Origin of the sequence: Citrobacter sp. R56, assembly GCF_016811995.1 — a bacterium.
GTDB lineage: Bacteria > Pseudomonadota > Gammaproteobacteria > Enterobacterales > Enterobacteriaceae > Citrobacter_D > Citrobacter_D enshiensis.
The window spans coordinates 208,398-227,477 of record NZ_CP069159.1; the positions used below are offsets into that span (position 1 = coordinate 208,398).

At 54.3% G+C, this 19,080-nt stretch carries 15 protein-coding genes; 10 read left to right on the top strand and 5 right to left on the bottom strand.

Translation table 11 applies throughout. The features are described 5' to 3' along the window. Positions 1-8 precede the first annotated feature (8 nt). Complete coding sequence (locus JM656_RS00945; protein WP_203359661.1) at positions 9-851, bottom strand: 23S rRNA (adenine(2030)-N(6))-methyltransferase RlmJ; 843 nt, start codon at positions 849-851, stop codon at positions 9-11. Positions 852-1,143: 292 nt separating this feature from the next. Between JM656_RS00945 and prlC the strand changes: the two genes are divergently transcribed. Further along, positions 1,144-3,186 (top strand): oligopeptidase A, encoded by a 2,043-nt coding sequence (prlC, locus tag JM656_RS00950; RefSeq protein ID WP_203359662.1) that lies wholly within the window; start codon positions 1,144-1,146, stop codon positions 3,184-3,186. Between the two features lie 7 nt (positions 3,187-3,193). Continuing rightward, positions 3,194-3,946, top strand: a complete 753-nt coding sequence (gene rsmJ, locus JM656_RS00955; RefSeq protein ID WP_203359663.1) for a 16S rRNA (guanine(1516)-N(2))-methyltransferase RsmJ — start codon at positions 3,194-3,196, stop codon at positions 3,944-3,946. A gap of 155 nt (positions 3,947-4,101) precedes the next feature. On the opposite strand, the gene JM656_RS00960 is transcribed toward rsmJ, so the two are convergent. Then, positions 4,102-5,304, bottom strand: a complete 1,203-nt coding sequence (locus tag JM656_RS00960; RefSeq protein WP_203359664.1) for an NAD(P)/FAD-dependent oxidoreductase — start codon at positions 5,302-5,304, stop codon at positions 4,102-4,104. A 219-nt stretch (positions 5,305-5,523) separates the two neighbouring features. On the opposite strand from JM656_RS00960, the gene JM656_RS00965 reads away from it, so the two are divergent. After that, complete coding sequence (locus JM656_RS00965; protein ID WP_203359665.1) at positions 5,524-6,027, top strand: Rrf2 family transcriptional regulator; 504 nt, start codon at positions 5,524-5,526, stop codon at positions 6,025-6,027. Positions 6,028-6,062: 35 nt separating this feature from the next. On the opposite strand, the gene dtpB is transcribed toward JM656_RS00965, so the two are convergent. Continuing rightward, positions 6,063-7,535 (bottom strand): dipeptide/tripeptide permease DtpB, encoded by a 1,473-nt coding sequence (dtpB, locus tag JM656_RS00970; protein ID WP_203359666.1) that lies wholly within the window; start codon positions 7,533-7,535, stop codon positions 6,063-6,065. A 280-nt stretch (positions 7,536-7,815) separates the two neighbouring features. Next, positions 7,816-8,250, bottom strand: coding sequence for a universal stress protein UspA (uspA, locus tag JM656_RS00975; RefSeq protein WP_125400568.1), 435 nt, complete (start codon positions 8,248-8,250; stop codon positions 7,816-7,818). Positions 8,251-8,641: 391 nt separating this feature from the next. On the opposite strand from uspA, the gene uspB reads away from it, so the two are divergent. Beyond that, on the top strand, positions 8,642-8,977 hold the full coding sequence (gene uspB, locus JM656_RS00980) for a universal stress protein UspB (protein ID WP_162383686.1): 336 nt from the start codon (positions 8,642-8,644) through the stop codon (positions 8,975-8,977). Positions 8,978-9,053: 76 nt separating this feature from the next. On the opposite strand, the gene pitA is transcribed toward uspB, so the two are convergent. Continuing rightward, a complete protein-coding gene (gene pitA / locus JM656_RS00985) occupies positions 9,054-10,550 on the bottom strand; it encodes an inorganic phosphate transporter PitA (protein ID WP_203359667.1) in 1,497 nt (498 codons plus the stop codon). A gap of 230 nt (positions 10,551-10,780) precedes the next feature. On the opposite strand from pitA, the gene JM656_RS00990 reads away from it, so the two are divergent. The 6 genes from JM656_RS00990 (at position 10,781) to JM656_RS01015 (ending at position 19,065) form a co-directional block, all read left to right on the top strand. Then, on the top strand, positions 10,781-11,980 hold the full coding sequence (locus tag JM656_RS00990; RefSeq protein WP_203359668.1) for an NAD(P)/FAD-dependent oxidoreductase: 1,200 nt from the start codon (positions 10,781-10,783) through the stop codon (positions 11,978-11,980). A gap of 264 nt (positions 11,981-12,244) precedes the next feature. After that, positions 12,245-13,720 carry an MFS transporter gene (locus tag JM656_RS00995; protein WP_203359669.1) on the top strand — a complete coding sequence of 492 codons (1,476 nt, stop codon included), beginning with the start codon at positions 12,245-12,247 and terminating at the stop codon, positions 13,718-13,720. Further along, positions 13,717-15,261 (top strand): FGGY family carbohydrate kinase, encoded by a 1,545-nt coding sequence (locus JM656_RS01000; RefSeq protein ID WP_203359670.1) that lies wholly within the window; start codon positions 13,717-13,719, stop codon positions 15,259-15,261. Before JM656_RS00995 ends, JM656_RS01000 begins: the two co-directional genes overlap by 4 nt. After that, a complete protein-coding gene (locus JM656_RS01005) occupies positions 15,258-16,937 on the top strand; it encodes a glycerol-3-phosphate dehydrogenase/oxidase (RefSeq protein WP_203359671.1) in 1,680 nt (559 codons plus the stop codon). The genes JM656_RS01000 and JM656_RS01005 overlap by 4 nt, the downstream gene beginning before the upstream one ends. Beyond that, on the top strand, positions 16,934-18,490 hold the full coding sequence (locus tag JM656_RS01010; protein WP_203359672.1) for an FAD-binding oxidoreductase: 1,557 nt from the start codon (positions 16,934-16,936) through the stop codon (positions 18,488-18,490). The genes JM656_RS01005 and JM656_RS01010 overlap by 4 nt, the downstream gene beginning before the upstream one ends. Further along, positions 18,490-19,065: a glycerol-3-phosphate responsive antiterminator gene (locus JM656_RS01015; protein ID WP_203359673.1), complete on the top strand. Its 576-nt coding sequence runs from the start codon at positions 18,490-18,492 to the stop codon at positions 19,063-19,065. Before JM656_RS01010 ends, JM656_RS01015 begins: the two co-directional genes overlap by 1 nt. Positions 19,066-19,080 lie beyond the last annotated feature (15 nt).

Consider the following 19,080-nt stretch of genomic DNA (forward strand, 5'->3'; position numbering starts at 1 on the left):
GGCTGTGATTACTCTGGCACTACCCAGTTTACCGAGGTATGACCGGTGCCTGCCGGAACCAGCTTGCTGTGCAGCCATGGCAGTACGGCATTCATCTGTTGTTCCAGCTTCCACGGCGGGTTGATCACAATCATGCCGGATGCCGTCATACCCCGTTGATCGCTGTCCGGGCGGACTGCCAGCTCAATTTGCAGAATACGGCGAATACCGGTGGCTTCCAGCTCTTTGAGCATGCGTTTGATTTGTGCACGCAGGACGACCGGATACCACAGCGCGTAGGTGCCGGTGGCAAAACGTTTATACCCTTCGTTGATCCCGCTGACGACGGCCTGATAGTCCGTTTTCATTTCATAAGGCGGATCGATGAGGATCAGTCCGCGACGGGAAACCGGCGGTAATTTCGCTTTCAGCTGTTGATAGCCGTCGGCGCGCGCCACACGGGCGCGTTCATCTTTCTGAAACTCGGAGCGCAGCAGGGGGAAATCGCTCGGGTGCAGTTCGGTCAGTTGCAGGCTGTCTTGCTCACGCAGCAACTGACGGGCAATCAGTGGCGAACCAGGGTAATAACGTAGCTGACCGCTGCGGTTGAAATGCTGCACGACGGAGATGTACGGCTCCAGCTCAGTCGGTAAATCATCCTGCTGCCAGATGCGCGCGATGCCTTCCAGATACTCCCCGGTGCGCTCAGCATGCTCGCCACTCAGTAGATACCGGCCAGCGCCCGCATGGGTGTCCAGATAGAGAAACGGTTTTTCTTTCTCTTTGAGCGACTCGATGATCAGGCTCTGAACGGTGTGTTTAAGGACGTCGGCGTGGTTGCCAGCGTGATAGCTGTGGCGATAACTGAGCATGGGTAAAGGAGTTCCAGGTTAAAAGCGTAGGCACGATAAGCGAAGCGCCATCGGGCGAAAATAGAGCATATCGGCACAGTATACAGAAAAGTCGCCATCGCCGCGAAAGGACAACGCGCAGCATTGAAATTCACTACACTTAACCCCATGCTACTGAGTATGACGTGCCGGATGGCGGCTGACGCCTTATCCGGCCTACAAATGATGAAACCTGTAGTCCGGATAAGACGCTTCGCATCCGGCGAAAACGCGTGACGCGTTTCGTTCCCCCTTTTTAACCAGGACTGTGCATATGACGAATCCATTACTGACTCCCTTCGACCTGCCGCCGTTTTCCAAAATTCAGCCCGAGCATGTAGTTCCCGCCGTTACTCAGGCGTTGAACGACTGCCGCGAAAATGTGGAACGCGTGGTCGCGCAGGGCGCACCGTACACCTGGGAAAATTTATGCCAGCCGCTGGCGGAAATGGATGACGTGCTGGGACGTCTTTTCTCGCCGGTAAGCCACCTGAACTCGGTGAAAAACAGTCCGGAACTGCGTGAAGCGTATGAGCAAACCCTGCCGCTGCTGTCTGAGTACAGCACCTGGGTTGGGCAGCACGAAGGGCTGTACCAGGCCTATCGCGACCTGCGCGACGGCGATCACTACGCCACGCTCTCCACCGCGCAGAAAAAAGCCGTGGATAACGCGCTGCGTGATTTTGAACTCTCGGGTATTGGTTTACCGAAAGAAAAACAGCAGCGCTACGGTGAAATTGCCACCCGCCTGTCTGAACTCGGCAACCTGTACAGCAACAACGTCCTTGACGCCACGATGGGCTGGACGAAGTTAGTGACGGATGAGGCCACGCTTGCCGGGATGCCGGAAAGCGCGCTGGCAGCCGCCAAGGCTCAGGCCGAAGCGAAAGAGCAGGAAGGGTATCTGCTGACGCTGGATATCCCGAGCTATCTGCCGGTGATGACCTACTGTGACAACCAGGCATTGCGTGAAGAGATGTATCGCGCCTATGTGACCCGCGCCTCCGATCAGGGGCCGAACGCGGGCAAATGGGATAACAGCCCGGTGATGGAGGAGATTCTCGCCCTGCGCCATGAGCTGGCGCAACTGCTGGGCTTTGAAAGCTTCGCCTTTAAATCGCTGGCCACCAAAATGGCGGAAAACCCGCAGCAGGTGCTCGATTTCTTAACCGATCTGGCGAAACGCGCCCGTCCACAAGGTGAGAAAGAACTGGCGCAACTGCGCGCTTTCGCAAAAGCGGAATTTGGCGTTGACGAGCTACAGCCGTGGGATATCGCTTACTACAGCGAAAAACAGAAGCAGCATCTGTACAGCATCAGCGACGAGCAACTGCGTCCGTACTTCCCGGAAAACAAAGCGGTTAACGGCCTGTTTGAGGTCGTGAAACGTATTTATGGCATTACCGCGAAAGAGCGTACGGATGTGGACGTGTGGCATCCGGAAGTGCGCTTCTTCGAACTGTATGACGAAAACAACGAACTGCGCGGTAGTTTCTATCTCGACCTGTACGCCCGCGAAAACAAGCGCGGCGGGGCGTGGATGGATGACTGCGTGGGTCAGATGCGTAAAGCTGACGGCTCGCTGCAAAAACCGGTCGCTTACCTGACCTGTAACTTCAACCGCCCGGTCAACGGCAAACCGGCGCTGTTTACCCACGACGAAGTGATCACCCTGTTCCACGAGTTCGGTCATGGCCTGCACCATATGCTAACCCGCATTGAAACCGCCGGTGTTTCTGGCATCAACGGTGTGCCGTGGGATGCGGTCGAGTTGCCGAGCCAGTTTATGGAAAACTGGTGCTGGGAGCCGGATGCGCTGGCGTTCATCTCCGGTCACTATGAGACTGGCGAACCGTTACCGAAAGAACTGCTGGATAAAATGCTGGCGGCAAAAAACTATCAGGCGGCGCTGTTTATTCTGCGTCAACTGGAGTTCGGTCTGTTCGACTTCCGCCTGCATGCCGAATTTAGCCCAGATCAAGGGGCGAAAATCCTCGATACGCTGGCAGAAATCAAGAAACAGGTTGCTGTGGTGCCGGGGCCGTCATGGGGCCGCTTCCCGCATGCATTCAGCCACATCTTTGCCGGGGGTTATGCGGCGGGTTACTACAGCTATCTGTGGGCTGATGTGCTGGCGGCGGACGCTTTCTCCCGCTTCGAAGAAGAGGGGATTTTCAACCGCGATACCGGACAGTCGTTCCTCGACAACATCCTGACCCGTGGGGGTTCTGAAGAACCGATGGAGCTGTTCAAACGCTTCCGTGGCCGTGAACCGCAGCTGGATGCGATGCTGGAGCATTACGGGATCAAAGGTTAGTCCACGAGTGAAAATCTGCTTAATTGATGAAACGGGCGCCGGAGACGGCGCCTTATCTGTTCTTGCTGCCCGCTGGGGGCTGGAACACGATGAAGATAATTTGATGGCGCTGGCGCTGACCACGGAACATCTGGAGTTGCGTAAGCGTGATGAACCGAAGCTTGGCGGCATTTTCGTGGACTTTGTCGGTGGGGCGATGGCGCACCGCCGCAAATTTGGCGGTGGTCGTGGCGAGGCGGTCGCGAAAGCGGTCGGCATCAAAGGCGATTATTTGCCGGACGTGGTGGATGCCACGGCAGGGCTGGGGCGTGATGCCTTCGTGCTGGCGTCGGTGGGTTGCCGCGTGCGAATGCTGGAACGTAATCCGGTGGTGGCGGCGCTGCTTGATGACGGTCTGGCGCGTGGCTATGCCGACCCGGAAATCGGTCCGTGGCTGCAAGAACGGTTGCAGTTGATCCACGCCTCCAGCCTGACGGCGTTGACCGATATCACTCCGCGTCCGCAGGTTGTTTATCTCGACCCGATGTTTCCGCACAAGCAGAAAAGCGCGCTGGTGAAAAAAGAGATGCGCGTGTTTCAGTCGCTGGTGGGGCCAGATTTAGACGCCGACGGGCTGCTGGAACCTGCGCGGCAGCTGGCGACAAAACGGGTGGTGGTGAAACGCCCGGACTATGCGCCGCCGCTTGCCGATGTCGCTACCCCCAACGCGGTGGTCACCAAAGGACATCGGTTTGATATTTATGCAGGGACGGCGGAATAGATTTTTCGCCGCCGAATCGATCGCGCCGTCTTCTGTAGGCTGGATCAGGCGCTTGCGCCGCCATCCGGCAATGGTGCAAAAATTGCCGGATAGTGCTGCGCTTATCAGGCCTGGAGCACCGTGCTCGTTGTCCGCTTGGTAATGCGTTGACTTAGCTACACAAACGGCGCGTACGGATCCGCCATCTCAAACGCCACCGCTCTTTCTGCCTTCGGCGGGTAAATCAGCTCGCGGGTAATCGACATCTTCAGCGTCTTGGCTTCTTCGCGCGTCAGTTTCACCTGCTGATCCCAGCCTTCGGTATAGACCGCGCCCCAGGCGCCGAGGTCCAGACAGGTGACATACATCTCCTGACGATACGGCGACGGTTCCACATTCAGCAAGCTGGCTGCCGCGTTGTTCCCGGCGAATTTACCCAACAAAATCGCATGCTGACAGGTCATCAGCGCGTGGTTGCCTTTGTCATCGGTGGCGGCACAGGCGACATCGCCGGTGGCGTAGATATTGTCATAGCCTTCCACCTGCAGATTCGCATTCACATGCAGACGGCCCTGACGATCGCGCGGGGCGTTAATCTGCGCCGTCAGGTCACTTGCCTGGACACCCACGGTCCAGATAACCGTCGAAGCGGCGATTCTCTGCCCCTCTTTCAGCGTCACGCCTGAGGCATCAACAGATTCCACTTCCGCATTCACCAACCACTCGACGCCCAGTTCGGCGGAGGCGTCGATGATGACATTGCGCAGTTCTTCGCTGTAGCGCGAACCAGGCTGTGGGCCGCGTTCAACTACGACTACTCTGGTCTTAGCATTTGAGCCGAGGATTTCGCGCAGGCGACCCGGCAGTTCCATCGCCATCTCAATACCCGTGAAGCCGCCGCCGCAAACCACGACCGTATTGCGCGCCTCACTTTCTGGTTGACTGGCCAGTGATTTCAGCTGTTTCTCTAAAATGGCGGCGCTTTCCAGTTGATCAAGGTCGAAGGCATGCGCCTCTACACCTGAGACAAATGAACGGTTTACGTGGCTGCCGCTCGCCAGAATCAGGCGATCATAGTGGTGCTGATGGGTTTCGCCGTTGGCATCTTTCCAGCTCACACTGTGTGAGTCAGGATGGATGTTTGATACGGAGCCGCGCAGGAATTTCACACCGGTGACGTCAAACAGCGGCTGTAACGGAGAGACCAGCGTTTCAACGTGACTCTCATAAAAACGTGGACGTACGCGAAGCTCCGGCTGTGGTGCAATCACTGTAATATCAATGGCCTGGTTGTCATGTTTGTCGGCCAGACGTGCCGCGCTCAGGGCGGCCCACATGCCCGCAAAACCGGCACCTACGATCAGAATTTGTTTACGCATTGCTCTTTCACTCTGTTAACTCCGATTAGTTGACTCGGATTTTATTGGTCGTAGTTAGGAAATGCAATGCGAAAAGTGATAGCGCTGATTGTTTTTCGTTTATGACATTGATTAATAATTATTTATTTCTTAAGTAGAGCCTGTCTGAAAGGAACGGTATGGCATGGCGAGGGTGAAATAGCTACAATAACTCAGAATTATTTTGGCTGAGATTAGAGAATGGCATTTTACAGTTCCGGGGTTGAGTACGGCATCCATAGCCTGATGTGTATGGTCGATAGCAAAGGTGATGCCCGCGATATGAGCGTACGAGAGATTGTCGCGCTGCAAAGTGTCCCCTATGACTACCTGGCCAAAATCTTTACGCGTCTGTCAAAGGCCGGACTGGTGCGCAGCATTGAAGGTAAGGGCGGTGGATTCCAGCTGGCCAGGCCTGCTGAACACATCACGGTACTTGATGTAGTCAACGCGATTGATGGTGACAAGCGTATTTTTGAATGCCGTGAAATCCGCCAGCGACTGGCTGTGTTTGATGAGCAACCGCCAGAATGGGCGTGCGAGGGTATTTGCGGAGTACGGTCAGTGATGGATATGGCGCAACAGCGGATGGAAGAGGCGCTCAGCCAGCATACGATCCTCGACCTTGCGCGCAAAATGTACCGCAAAGCGCCGGAGACGTTTGTGGTTGAAGTTCAGGAGTGGATTGCCGCGCGGAAAAGTTAACCTCAGCCAGCGTTGGCTGACTGAGGTTATTGCCGTTATTTGCTGCTATCCGGCGTATTGATCATCCGGTTCAGCCACGGCACCATAATTGCCATCACTATCGTCACGGCCATTGTAACCAGCCCGATTTTACTGAACACGCCTGTGTAGATGGGCAGCGTCTGCAACGGATCGGTAATGTTCTCCGGTACGGCAGTGAATGTTGCCACATATCCCCCCATCAGGAACGCTGCGGCCTGCGTCAGGAACCACATCCCAAGGATAAAGCCCATCAGGTGTTGCGGCACCAGGGCGGCAACCATGGCCAGTCCCAGGGCGCTAATCAGCAATTCACCCAGACTCTGGAACAGATAAACCAGCACGATAAACCACGGTGACGTCAGCCCCTGTGCATCGGCAAACCACATCCCCGCCGCAGCGGCAGTCAGAAAGCCCAGCGCACACAAGAACATACCGAGCGTAAATTTCATCGGCATGGTCAGGTCTTTGCCTTTGTTCCCCAGACGGGTGTAGATGGCTGCCAGCACCGGACTGGCGAGCACGACCCAGAACGGGTTCAGCGCCTGGAAGCTGACCGGGTTAATGGTGATGCCGAGGATCTCATGGTGTACGTTGTTGATCGCAAAGAAGTTGAGCGAGGTCGGCATCTGCGCGTAAAGAATATAAAACAGCACCGCTTCCAGCATCAGAATGAAGGCGACAAACATCTTGTTGCGCCCGGTTTTATCCAGCTTGAACGCTTCGCGAAAGAAGATAATCGTAACGACAAGCGACAGCACGATCAGCACCAGGTTGGCGATTTTGACGTTGTGCATCAGCCAGGCGCACAGGAACACCATCGCCACCGTACCAACTAACACACACAGCAGGTTACGCAGACTCAACGGCTTGTGGTCGGGCTCTGAACCGATATCTTTCACCATACCGCGGCAGGCCAAATAGACCAGCAGAGCGATGATCAGACCCGCGCCGCACAGGTTGTAGGTGACGGCATAGCCAAATTTTTCGGCAATGACCGGCGCCAGCGACAGCGACAGCAGGGAACCGATGTTAATCGACATATAAAACAGGGTGAATGCGCCATCAAGACGGGCATCCTTCGGCGGATAGCATTTAGATAGCAGGCTTGCCGGGTTCGCCTTAAATAACCCGTTACCGACGGCAATGGTGCCAAGTGCAATAAAGATCAGATCGGGGTTGAGCAGTGACATCCCGGTCATGAAGTAACCCAGCGCCAGGACGATCGCGCCGAGCACCAGCGTACGTTTGGTTCCCAACAAGTGATCGCCAACGTAGCCACCAATAGAAATCAGGCCATAGACCAGTGCGGCAAACGCGCCAAAGGTAATGAACGCCTGTTCCTGAGAGAACCCAAGCTGTTTAACAAAAAAGACCGCCAGGATGCCCTGAACGCCGTAATAGCCAAATCGTTCCCATAATTCTACAAAAAAGATCATGAAGAACGGACGAGGTTGCTGCAGCAAACCCGTAGGTGCAGTTGTATTCATATTCCTTCGCCTTTCAATGCCATCCTGAAAAGTATGAACGCGTATGCTAAAACGCGCCGAAAAAGTCTGACTCTGTTATAGACTGCGGTCATTAACCGGATGGGTAGAGTATTATATTGAGTGGTTTCGATCTAACTAGATGATCACACTATTTATGATTTATGGGCTGGAGTGATGTACTAACCATTTAAAAAACAGAAATAAAAACGCCCGCATAAGCGGGCGTAGTGTATCGACGATTTACCGGATAAGGCGTCAGATGCCCTCCGGTTCAGGGCTCTTATTCTTCTTCGTCACGCAGCGGAACAATCAGCATGTCAACGTGAACGGTGTTGATCAACTGGCGTGCGGAAGACATCAGCTTGCTCCAGAAGTCCTGGTGGTGGCCGCAGACGACCAGATCCATGTCGTATTTCTTGATAGCATCAACCAGCACCTGGCCAAGATCGCCGCTGCCGCTCAACGTTTCAGTGATCGGATAGCCCGCATTGCTGGACAGCTCGGTCAGCGCATGGTGGGTTTCTTCAGAAATGCGTTTCTGCATATCGCCGAGATTGACGTCGATAAGCCCGGTGTACAGGTCAGAGTAGTTCACGTCCACGTGGATGAGGGAGACTTTCGCGTTGTAAGGACGCGCCATAGAAACCGCTTTCTCTACCAGAACTTTGCTTTCCGGGGAAAGATCAACCGCGATAAGAATGTGTTTGTAAGCCATAGTGTTACTCCTTCCATAAAGTTGTCGATGACTAGCCAGCTAGCGTTTCTTTGCCGTCGCGTCACCCGCGTCCTGCGAACTATATGCGCGGGGCTAGCCCAGCCGTAAAGATGGATCGTTTAGACTATCATTACATTATAGCGACCAGGATAATCCGTCAATCCGCCTTGGTTGCCAACCAGTTAAACAAATTTTTCTGTTAAATGCATTGATAGCGGTTAACGTTCTGGCAAAAAAATTAACTGATCTCCTACAATATTTAAAGAGCCGTTCGGATGCAGAGCATCCTCATCATGGCTTAGTAGGTCTTTTTCATTGAACTGTCTGGCAGGGTATCGGGGAGCGATTGTCCCGGAGAGGAGCTCCGTGGGTGGGTCGCCGGGGAGGTGGTATGATAAGCACCGTCGCATTATTCTGGGCTTTATGTGTCGTTTGCATTGTGAATATGGCGCGTTATTTCTCGTCATTACGTGCACTGTTAGTGGTACTCCGTGGTTGCGATCCATTGCTCTATCAATATGTCGATGGAGGGGGTTTTTTTACCTCGCATGGCCAACCCAACAAGCAAATGCGTCTGGTGTGGTATATCTATGCCCAACGCTATCGGGATCATCACGATGATGAGTTTATTCGCCGTTGTGAACGTGTTCGCGGCCAGTTCATCCTCACCAGCGCGTTATGCGGTCTGGTGATTATCAGTATGGTAGGGTTGGTGATTTGGCATTGAGCCATTTGGGCGTATCGCACAGGCAAAAAAAAGCGGGCCAGTTTCCTGGACCCGCTTTTTTTACAGACTAACCCGCTTAGATAAGCTTCAGGGAGAGCCAGTACAGCCCCCCGGAAAGCACAATCGCTGCAGGCAGGGTAAAGACCCAGGCCATCAGAATACTGGTAACCGTTTTACGCTGCAGACCGCCACCGTCAACGACCATCGTCCCCGCAACAGAGGAAGAAAGTACGTGGGTGGTGGAAACAGGCATACCGGTGTAACTCGCCAGACCGATAGACACAGCGGCAGTCATCTGCGCAGACATCCCTTGCGCATACGTCATGCCTTTCTTACCGATCTTCTCGCCGATAGTGGTTGCCACGCGACGCCAGCCAATCATCGTACCAAGACCCAGCGCCAGTGCGACGGCCATGATAATCCAGACCGGTGCGTACTCAATGGTGCTCAGCATATCGGTTTTCAGTTTCTTCAGCAGACGCTTGTCGTCGTTGCTTACGCCAGGCAATTTCACCACTTTATCGGTGGTGTCAGAGATGCACAGCATAATGCGACGCAACTGACCACGTTGGTCAACGCTTAACTTGTCGTAAGTTTCCAGATTCGCCAGCATGCCCTTCACGCGATCGAGCGCATTCAGGGTGTTTGCCGGGTGGCAGTGGAACTCAGTCTGTGTCGTTGTCGCGGTTTCCACAGGCGGAACCTGCTGATCAACGCCGGTCACTTTTTTCAGCATATCAGGATGCTGCTGGAAGTAAGTTTCGACGTTGTTGATGGCGTCACGGGTACGGGTGATTTCATAGCCGGAAGCGTTCATATTGACCACGAAGCCCGCAGGCGCCACGCCAATCAGAACCAGCATCACCAGACCAATGCCTTTCTGTCCATCATTAGCGCCATGGGAGAATGCGACGCCGATAGCAGACAGAATAAGAGCGATACGCGTCCAGAATGGCGGCTTTTTCTTGCCGTCTTTCTTTTCACGTTCCGCTGGGGTCAGGTGAATACGCGCCCGCTTTTTGGTGCCGCTCCAGTAGCGACGTAACAAAAAGATCAGACCGCCAGCAAACACCAGGCCGACAATGGGGGAAATAATCAAAGAACCAAAAATATTGATAACTTTCGGTATGTTAAGTGCATCCACTACCGATGTGCCGGTCATCAAAGCATTGGTCAAACCAATACCAATGATGGCGCCAATCAGCGTGTGAGAACTGGAGGCCGGAAGACCAAAGTACCAGGTACCCAGGTTCCAGATAATTGCCGCCAGAAGCATGGAGAACACCATGGCGAGGCCATGTGAGGAACCCATGTTAAGCAGCAGATCCGTTGGCAACATATGCACAATGGCATACGCTACGCTGAGACCGCCCAGCAAAACACCAAAGAAGTTGAAGACCGCCGCCATGATAACCGCGAGTTGCGAACGCATTGCGCGGGTATAAATCACGGTTGCGACTGCGTTTGCCGTATCATGGAAGCCGTTAATCGCTTCGTAGAACAGCACAAAAGCCAGAGCAAGCAATAGTAAAAGCCCGGTATGCAAATCCAGGCCAGCAAACAAATGTAGCATAGGACGTTACGCCATTTTGAGGACATGAACGCGGCGCATTATCAGGGACTTTGGCGACGCGGGCAAAGTGAAATATAGACTTTTTTTGATTTGTCTCCTGAATTGTTTTCCCCCACTAAAGAATTATCTTATAGATTTCAAATAAATAATTGTTTTTCACGATCTTGTCGCTGGTACGGTCACTGAGGAAACTTTACAATTCACGCCCAGATTTAAGAGAGGATCGCAAAGTGGAAAGGTTTGATACCGTTATTATAGGCGCTGGCGCGGCGGGTATGTTCTGCGCCGCACAAGCAGGGCAACGGGGTAACCGCGTGTTGCTCATTGATAATGGTAAAAAGCCGGGACGTAAAATCCTCATGTCCGGCGGGGGACGCTGTAACTTTACTAATCTTTATGTGGAACCCGCGGCGTATTTAAGTCAAAACCCTCATTTCTGTAAATCAGCGTTGGCGCGCTATACCCAGTGGGACTTTATCGATCTGGTCGGTAAACACGGAATCGCCTGGCATGAGAAAACGCTCGGCCAGCTATTTTGCGACGATTCTGCCCAACAAATCGTCGACATGCTGGTGGCAGAATGCGAGAAGGGTGGCGTCACCCTGCGGTTGCGCAGTGAAGTGCTCAGCGTTGCCCGTGATGATGAGGGGTTCACCCTCGAGCTGAACGGTATGACGGTCAGTGCACCAAAACTGGTGATTGCCAGTGGCGGACTCTCGATGCCGGGCCTGGGGGCAACGCCGTTTGGTTATAAAATTGCCGAGCAGTTTGGCCTGAATGTGCTGCCGACGCGCGCGGGTCTGGTTCCCTTTACATTGCATAAACCGTTGCTGGAACAGCTCCAGGTACTGTCAGGCGTTTCCGTTTCTTCGGTTATTACGGCGCAGGACGGCACGGTATTTCGTGAAAATCTGCTCTTTACGCACCGCGGACTTTCAGGTCCGGCCGTTTTGCAAATTTCGAGTTTTTGGCAGCCCGGAGAGTTTGTCAGCATTAATTTATTGCCAGATATCGATCTGGACGCTTTCCTCAATGAGCAGCGTAGCGCGCACCCGAATCAGAGTCTGAAAAACACTCTGGCGATGCAGTTGCCGAAACGTCTGGTGGAATGTCTGCAAGCATTAGGGCAAATCCCCGAGCTTTCTCTGAAACAGCTCAACGCACGCGACCAACAACAGTTGGTGGAGACGTTAACGGAATGGCGCGTGCAGCCTAACGGCACGGAAGGATACCGTACGGCGGAAGTCACGCTGGGCGGCGTCGATACCAATGAGCTTTCCTCCCGCACGATGGAAGCGCGTAAGGTGCCAGGTCTCTACTTTATCGGCGAAGTGATGGACGTGACCGGCTGGCTGGGCGGGTATAATTTCCAGTGGGCATGGTCGAGCGCCTGGGCCTGTGCGCAGGATCTAGCACCAGCTCACGCGTAACCCAGCATAAGCGACAGGTAAACGGTGGAAGGCGTTGTCTCTATCGTTTTACCTGATAGCCTTGTTAAATAATCATTAACAATCGTGCTACATATCACAAAATAACGTTCCAGCTGAAAAGTCGCTTTGACACGCTTTTCCTTCCCTTCTAGAGTGAAACTTACAGATTTTAGATAAGAGACTATCTGTGCTATTAAGATGGTCTCTTATTGCTTTTTTTTAGCTATTGGCGACCTTCTTCCTAATATTATGAAGGGGAACGCCATGTCCGCATGCTCATTCTCACATCCTGTAAAAATCCGTGGTGTTGATGATGTTATTAATTTCATCGATGCCAGGACGAATATTTCCGGCAGAGCCAGTGTTATTTGGTGGTTAGCATTAGGTGGCCTTTTTCTTGATGCGTTTTCAAATTCAGCGCTCAGTGCTGGATTAAACCCAATGACGCGTAATTTAAATCTCAGTGCAACGGAAGTCGCGCTGTTGACCTCTTTTTCATCGTGGGTTGCTATCTTATTTAATCCGATTGGCGGCTGGATTGCCGATCGCTGGGGTCGGGTTCCTCCATTGATTATCGCCAAGCTGATGGCCGTTATCGGTGCGCTGCTGGTGATGTTCTCCGCTGATTTTGGCACGATAATACTGGGGCGCTTCTTCGTTGGTGTCTCTTATGGAATGGATTTTGCCGTCGCGATGGCGATGCTAGCCGAATTCACCCCCGCGAAACTCAAGAGCCGATTAAACACCTGGCAAGGGGTCTGGTATGTCGCTGTGTGTTTAAATCTGGCACTGGCCTTAATGTTTTATTCATGGAATGTCGGTGATGCTATCTGGCGTTATTCTATTGCCGTAACCGCATTATGTGGATTAATTATCCTGTTTTTCCAGTCCCGCTATTTGGTTGAAAGTCCGATATGGTTAGCAAGAAAATCACGCCTTTCTGAAGCAACGGTAGCCATGAATAAAATATACGGTGATCAATTTATTCTGGCGCCAACGGCAGAACAAAAACCTGTTATTGGGCAGGCGCAGAAGGGTGTTAAAAATGTTCTTCTGATTTTTCGTGGTGTTTATTTACCCCGTACAATTCTGGCCTCTACGGTACAAGTGTGCCAGTCGATACAATATTTTGGTGTCGACTGGTATTTACCCGTGATCAGCGCGGCGATGTTTGGTAAAAACTTTGTCTACGCAACTTTGTGTTCACTATTTTTTAACGTTTTCGGGATTGTCGGGGGATTCCTGTCACCCGTGATTGGTCGTCGTCTTGGTTTGCGTCGGGCCTCTGCAATGGGTTTCGCCGTCGCGTTCCTCGTCCTGCTCACGCTGGGGCTATTCAGTGACAGCATGCCGCTGTGGGCCTCTTTGTTGGTACCCGCGTTATTTATCCTTTGCCACTCGGGCGGTCCCGGCGCGAACGGGAAGAGCCTGTCATCGCTGTCGTTTCGTAGCGAATTACGCGCTGGCGCAAACGGTGTGGTCGGGGCTCTGGGGGCCATCGGCGCGGCGCTGGGGCTGTTTATCTTCCCCGTATTCCGTGAGCTGTATGGCCTGCAAACGACGTTCTTAATCATGTCGGTCGTCCCTCTTTTTGCCAGTGTTGTCTGCTTTGTCATCCCGTGGGACCCAACGCGTACCACGATTCAACCGGATAACGAGCCGGGCGCGCCGCAATTTGAATCGCGTACCTCCCCCTATCCTGAGTCAATGGCACCGGAGTCCAGCAGGAGTTCTAAATGACAGAATATAAAGATGTAATTTTGGCGATTGATGAGGGAACGTCGGGCACGCGTGCTGCGGTAGTCACCCAGAACAGTCAGGTTCACTGCCTGGAATACCAAACGCTACAGGTGAGTAGCCCACGGCATGGCGTTGTTGAACAAGATGCTGATGAAATTCTGTGCGCTACCGTGGCCGTTTGTCGAAAAGCGATTGCCAGCGCGCAACAGCAGAATATGCGTATCGTTGCGCTGGCGATTGCCACCCAGCGTTCAACGGCGGTGCTCTGGGACTCGCAAACAGGAAAAGCGCTAACCCCTGCGATGGTCTGGCAAGATTCGCGTTTTACGGATGTTCTTGCCGAACTGGCTCCGGAGTGGGATGCGAAACTGATCCCGCAGATTGGTCGTCCGGTAGGGATTCGTTCGCCTTATCTGTGGGCAGCGCACCATATTGCGAATACGCCCGCGGTGGCGAAAGCGCATCAGGCGGGAACATTAGTTTTTGGCACTGTCGACAGCTGGCTGTTGTGGCATCTGGCGGAAGAAAAAAAATGCGTCACGACGCCAACGAATGCGACGTCAGCAGGCGCTTACCGTCTCAAAGACCACCAGTACCACGCTGAATGGCTCCAGACCCTTAATTTTCCTGCCTTATTGCTGCCTGAACTCCGTGACGACGCCGATAACTTTGGCGCAACGAGTCAAAAAATTCTGGGCATTCACGTCCCTATCCTTGCCTGCGCGGGCGATCAGTTTGCCGGTGCGATTGGGCTCGGCTGCACAGAGCGCGGACACGCTTTCTGTATGCATGGCACCGGCAGTTTTGTCGATCTGATGGTGGGGCCGCAGGTTCCGGCGCTGAACCCTGTCTGTGAGAGTACGCTCACGATGACCGCGCGCCGTCAAAAGGGTCTTTCGCATTACTCCGTCGAAACCTTTGTGCCAACCACCGGTTCGGCGCTGAACTGGGTGTGCGAAAAGCTGCGCTGGTTTGACTCGCCGGAACAGATCAGCGAGCTGGCATCGCAGGCGATAGATTCCGGCGGCGTCAGTTTCATTCCGGCGTTAACCGGGCTGCGGGTGCCGCATCTCCAGCCGCAGGCGCGCGCATCGCTTAACGGCATCTCTATTTCAACGACACGTTCGCAGGTGGCGTACGCCGTCCTGGAAGGTATCGCACATTCGGTGGCGGCCTGTATGCGGGCCAATGAAGCGGCGACCGGGATAGCGGTAAAAGAGCTGGTGGTCGGGGGAGGTCTCTCCAACAGCGACACATTGCTGCAAATTCAGGCCGATCTGAGCGGGGTTCCTGTTCGCCGGATGGCGGAAACCGCCAGGGCCAGTCTTCGCGGCGCGGCTTTTTTGGCTGGTTCCGCTGGCCTGCTGTGGGATTCGCTATCCGATGCCTGCGCCACGCTAAAAACGGCGCAACTGTTTGAACCCCGCATTGACGATCGCTGCCGTGAACAGAAGCTCGCCCAGTGGGAGTCCCGCATTGCGCTCGAAATGGAGACGGCTTCCCGTCACACCTCTGCTACTCAGGAGTCCACCCGCTCATGAAGTTTTTCCCCTCGCGAAAGCCAAATAAATCCCGCAGTGAAATGTACGGCGCACAACCGTTGCGCCTTCACCGCTCTGAACAACTGGGCATGCTGGAGAGCGATACCTTCGACATTCTGATTGTTGGCGGTGGCGTGACCGGTGCCTATGCCGCGCTCGATGCCAGTTTGCGCGGCTATCGGGTGGCGCTGGTCGAGAAGAGCGACTTTGCTTCGGGTACGTCGTCGAAGTCATCAAAAATGGTCCACGGCGGGTTGCGCTATATCGAACAAGGGAATCTGGGACTGGTTCGCCATTCTCTCCTTGAACGCCAGCGTATGCGGCGAAACGCGCGCCACCTGGTGCAACGGCTTCCGTTTTTGTTTCCCGTGCTCGACAAAAACGGTGTCTTTGATAAGCGGCTGTCTTCGGCGTTTGAAAGTCTGCTCTGGACCTACGATCTCGCCGGCGGATGGCGTGAAGGCATCCTGCATCAAAAATTAACGCCAGCGGAGGTGCTTTCGCACTGCCCGACGCTGAAAGAGGAGCAGTTATCCGGCGGGTTTATGTATTTCGATGCCCGCGTGGACGATGCCAGGCTGACGCTCGCATTGATCCGCACGGCGGCTTTTCATGGCGCGGTGGTGACTAACCATGCCGAGGTGATCGCCACCACGCGCGACCCGCATGGCAAGGTGAACGGAGCCGTGATACATGCCGATCGCAGAGAGATTCAGGTCAAGGCGCGGGTGGTCATTATGGCCACCGGCGTCTGGCTGCGCGACTGGAGTGGGCTGAAGAAAGGCGAGGCGTCGCCGCTGCATATCCGTCCTGCAAAGGGAGTTCACGTCGCGATTCCGTGGATGAAGATTCGCAACGACTGCACGGTGACGATCCCGGTCGCCGGGCGCAGTCGCCGCGCCACCATTACGCGCTGGGGCAACGTTTCTTATCTGGGAACGACGGATGAAGATTACCAGGGCGATCTCAATGATGTGCACTGCAATCGTTCTGAACTGGACTTTCTGTTAGAGGGGGCAAATTCGGCGTTGAAAACAGATCTTCGCCCCGAGGACGTGGTGGGGAGCATTGCCGGTTGTCGCCCTCTGGTCGGAACGGCTGGCGGGAAGACGGTGGAGATGAAACGTAACCATGAAATTACCGTCTCCCCGGATGGGCTGATCACCATTGTTGGCGGCAAGCTCACCACATCGCGTCATATGGCGGAAGAGACGATTGATGTGGCCAGCAAGATCCTGGGGCGTAAAAAAGCCTGTTCAACGAAAACGGCGTACCTGTTAGGTGCCGCAGGGTACGACTCGCAGGCCATTCTGGCATCCGGCGGGCTTTCCGCACATTTGGGCGAGCGCTACGGCACGGAGGCCCATTTCGTGAGCGACATTATCCAGAGCGATCCCCGTTTGCTCACTCCTATCGTTGAAGGGCTTCCGTATACCGAAGCTGAGGTGGTGTATGCCGTGCGTCACGAGCTTGCCAGCACCGTGGATGATGTGCTGTCGCGCCGAATTCGCGCGCGGTTAATGGCCCGGGATGCGTCAGCCAGCGCCGCCGAGCGTGTCGGTGAAATTCTGCAAAAAGAACTCAAACTGCAACCGGAACAGGTCGCAGAACAGGTCGCCAGCTATCGGGCGGCAATTAAACATGAAAAATCCGAACTGATGGGGACATCTGAATGATCAGCAAAGAAGCGATAAAACGAGGCTATAACCGGGGCAATTACACTGTTGGCGCACATACGCGTCCGGGATGGGCAACCGAAATCGACAGCAGTAACGGTGCAAAAGGGATGCAGATTGATCCCATCGTCATGAGCGAGGCGGTCATTGACCGGCTGCGGGTGATTGCCGATGAGGTGATGACGGCAGAGGCTGATGTCATCACCTGGACCCGCGACTGGTGGGCGGGTTCCATGATTGCGGAAACGCAAGGCGCGCCCGCCACGCCAAAAGGGGCGATTGTTCGCGTCTCGACGGTGGAACAGATTCAGGACGTGATGCGCCTTGCGAGCGAATCTGCTATTCCGGTCACGGTGTCGGCAGGGCGTAGTAATGTCACGGGGGCGGCTCTGCCGTTGCGCGGCGGGATTGTGCTGGATGTGTGCGAACTCAATAAATTGATCGGTTTTGATAAAGAGAGCCAGATTGTTGAGGTCGAAGCGGGCATGTTTGGCGATATTTTCGAGCAAACGATCCAACAAGAGTATGGCATGACCCTTGGACACTGGCCGTCATCCTTCGGGATCAGCACCGTCGGGGGATGGGCGGCTTGTCGCGGCGCAGGCCAGCTTTCCACTCGATACGGCAAAATGGAAGATATGGTGTTTGGTATGGATGTCGTGCTCGCGGATGGACGCTTAATCACCGTCGGCGGTTATGCGCGAAGTGCGACGGGGCCGGATTTACAACAGATGTTTATCGGCTCGGAAGGCACGCTGGGCGTGATTGTCCGCCTGCGTTTGAAACTGCACCGCCTGCCTGATTATGGTCGTGCAATTGCCTGGGGTTTCTCCAGTTTCGCCAGCGGGTTAGACGCCTGTCGCGAAATCCTACAGCATGGCGCGAACCCTGCCGCGCTTCGCCTGTACGATAATCTGGAAAGCGGCGTGCAGTTTGGCCTGCCTGACACAAATGTCCTGTTAATTGCAGATGAAGGCGAACCGGAAATTGTTGATGCCGTGCTGGCGATCAGCGAGCGCGTTTGCCAGCGTAGCGGGCAAAAACTTGATGGCGATACGCTGTTCGAGCGTTGGCTGGACACCCGGTATCTGACCGGAAAAAGTGCCGAAGGCTTCAAGAAAAGCCCAGGGCTGGTGGCGGATACGCTGGAGATGGTAGGGCCCTGGCGCGATCTCAGTATCGTCTATGATGATGTGGTGGCGGCGATTAACGCGGTACCGGGGACACTGGCCGGTTCCGCGCACCAGTCCCATGCTTATGTTGATGGCGCCTGTCTCTATTTTTCTTTGCGTGGGGACGTGGCCGTCGAGCAACGTGCCGCCTGGTACCTTGCGGCGTGGGATGCAGCGAATGCCGTATTAATTCAACACAATACGTCACTCAGTCATCACCATGGCGTGGGATTGCTGCGCTCACCCTATATGCAGGCATCGTTGGGCGAAACGCTCACGGTTCTGGCTGATATTAAGAAAGCGCTCGATCCGCAAAATATCCTTAATCCAGGAAAACTGGGGCTGAGCGCCACACTTTCACCCCATCAGGCAGGTGAGTAATGATCAAAAATCTTGGCGCGCTTCTGGCGCGCCAGCCCGTCATCATGGCGATTTACGGTATTGAGCAGTTGAAAACTGCGCTCTCCAGTACAGCCGAAGTGTGCATTATCGCCAATATTGACCTCATTAAGCTGCAACCGGTCATCGAAGTGCTCTCGAAGGCGGGGAAGTACGTCATCGTGAATATCGACAGTTGCAACGGCTTGTCGCAGGACAAAGGCGGCATCGATTATGTCGCTGAAACCGGTGCGATGGGGCTGCTCTCAACGCGTTTGCAAACGGTGCAACGGGCGAAGAAATGCGGGTTGGTCACAATGCAAAAAATCTTTGTGACTGACCGCTCTGCATGGTCACGAAGTCTGCATGCGGTTGAGCAAAGCGAACCGGATTATGTGCAACTGATGCCGGCGCAGATGTTGCCGCTCCTGTCACAAACCGATCGCAATGTGTTGCCGCCGATAGTGGCCTCCGGGTTTGTATCTAATGAAGAACATGCCCGAACCGCCTTACAACACGGGGCTGTCGCTGTTTCAAGCAGTGACAGCGCGTTGTGGAATCTGAATATTCAACGTTAGAAAAGCGGGAGTCAG

Excerpts from the sequence above, each read along its gene's own strand:
- JM656_RS00945 (WP_203359661.1), bottom strand. The coding sequence starts at position 851 with ATGCTCAGTTATCGCCACAGCTATCACGCTGGCAACCACGCCGACGTC.
- prlC (WP_203359662.1), top strand. The coding sequence starts at position 1,144 with ATGACGAATCCATTACTGACTCCCTTCGACCTGCCGCCGTTTTCCAAA.
- JM656_RS00960 (WP_203359664.1), bottom strand. The coding sequence starts at position 5,304 with ATGCGTAAACAAATTCTGATCGTAGGTGCCGGTTTTGCGGGCATGTGG.
- JM656_RS00965 (WP_203359665.1), top strand. The coding sequence starts at position 5,524 with ATGGCATTTTACAGTTCCGGGGTTGAGTACGGCATCCATAGCCTGATG.
- dtpB (WP_203359666.1), bottom strand. The coding sequence starts at position 7,535 with ATGAATACAACTGCACCTACGGGTTTGCTGCAGCAACCTCGTCCGTTC.
- uspA (WP_125400568.1), bottom strand. The coding sequence starts at position 8,250 with ATGGCTTACAAACACATTCTTATCGCGGTTGATCTTTCCCCGGAAAGC.
- uspB (WP_162383686.1), top strand. The coding sequence starts at position 8,642 with ATGATAAGCACCGTCGCATTATTCTGGGCTTTATGTGTCGTTTGCATT.
- pitA (WP_203359667.1), bottom strand. The coding sequence starts at position 10,550 with ATGCTACATTTGTTTGCTGGCCTGGATTTGCATACCGGGCTTTTACTA.
- JM656_RS00995 (WP_203359669.1), top strand. The coding sequence starts at position 12,245 with ATGTCCGCATGCTCATTCTCACATCCTGTAAAAATCCGTGGTGTTGAT.
- JM656_RS01000 (WP_203359670.1), top strand. The coding sequence starts at position 13,717 with ATGACAGAATATAAAGATGTAATTTTGGCGATTGATGAGGGAACGTCG.
- JM656_RS01005 (WP_203359671.1), top strand. The coding sequence starts at position 15,258 with ATGAAGTTTTTCCCCTCGCGAAAGCCAAATAAATCCCGCAGTGAAATG.
- JM656_RS01010 (WP_203359672.1), top strand. The coding sequence starts at position 16,934 with ATGATCAGCAAAGAAGCGATAAAACGAGGCTATAACCGGGGCAATTAC.
- JM656_RS01015 (WP_203359673.1), top strand. The coding sequence starts at position 18,490 with ATGATCAAAAATCTTGGCGCGCTTCTGGCGCGCCAGCCCGTCATCATG.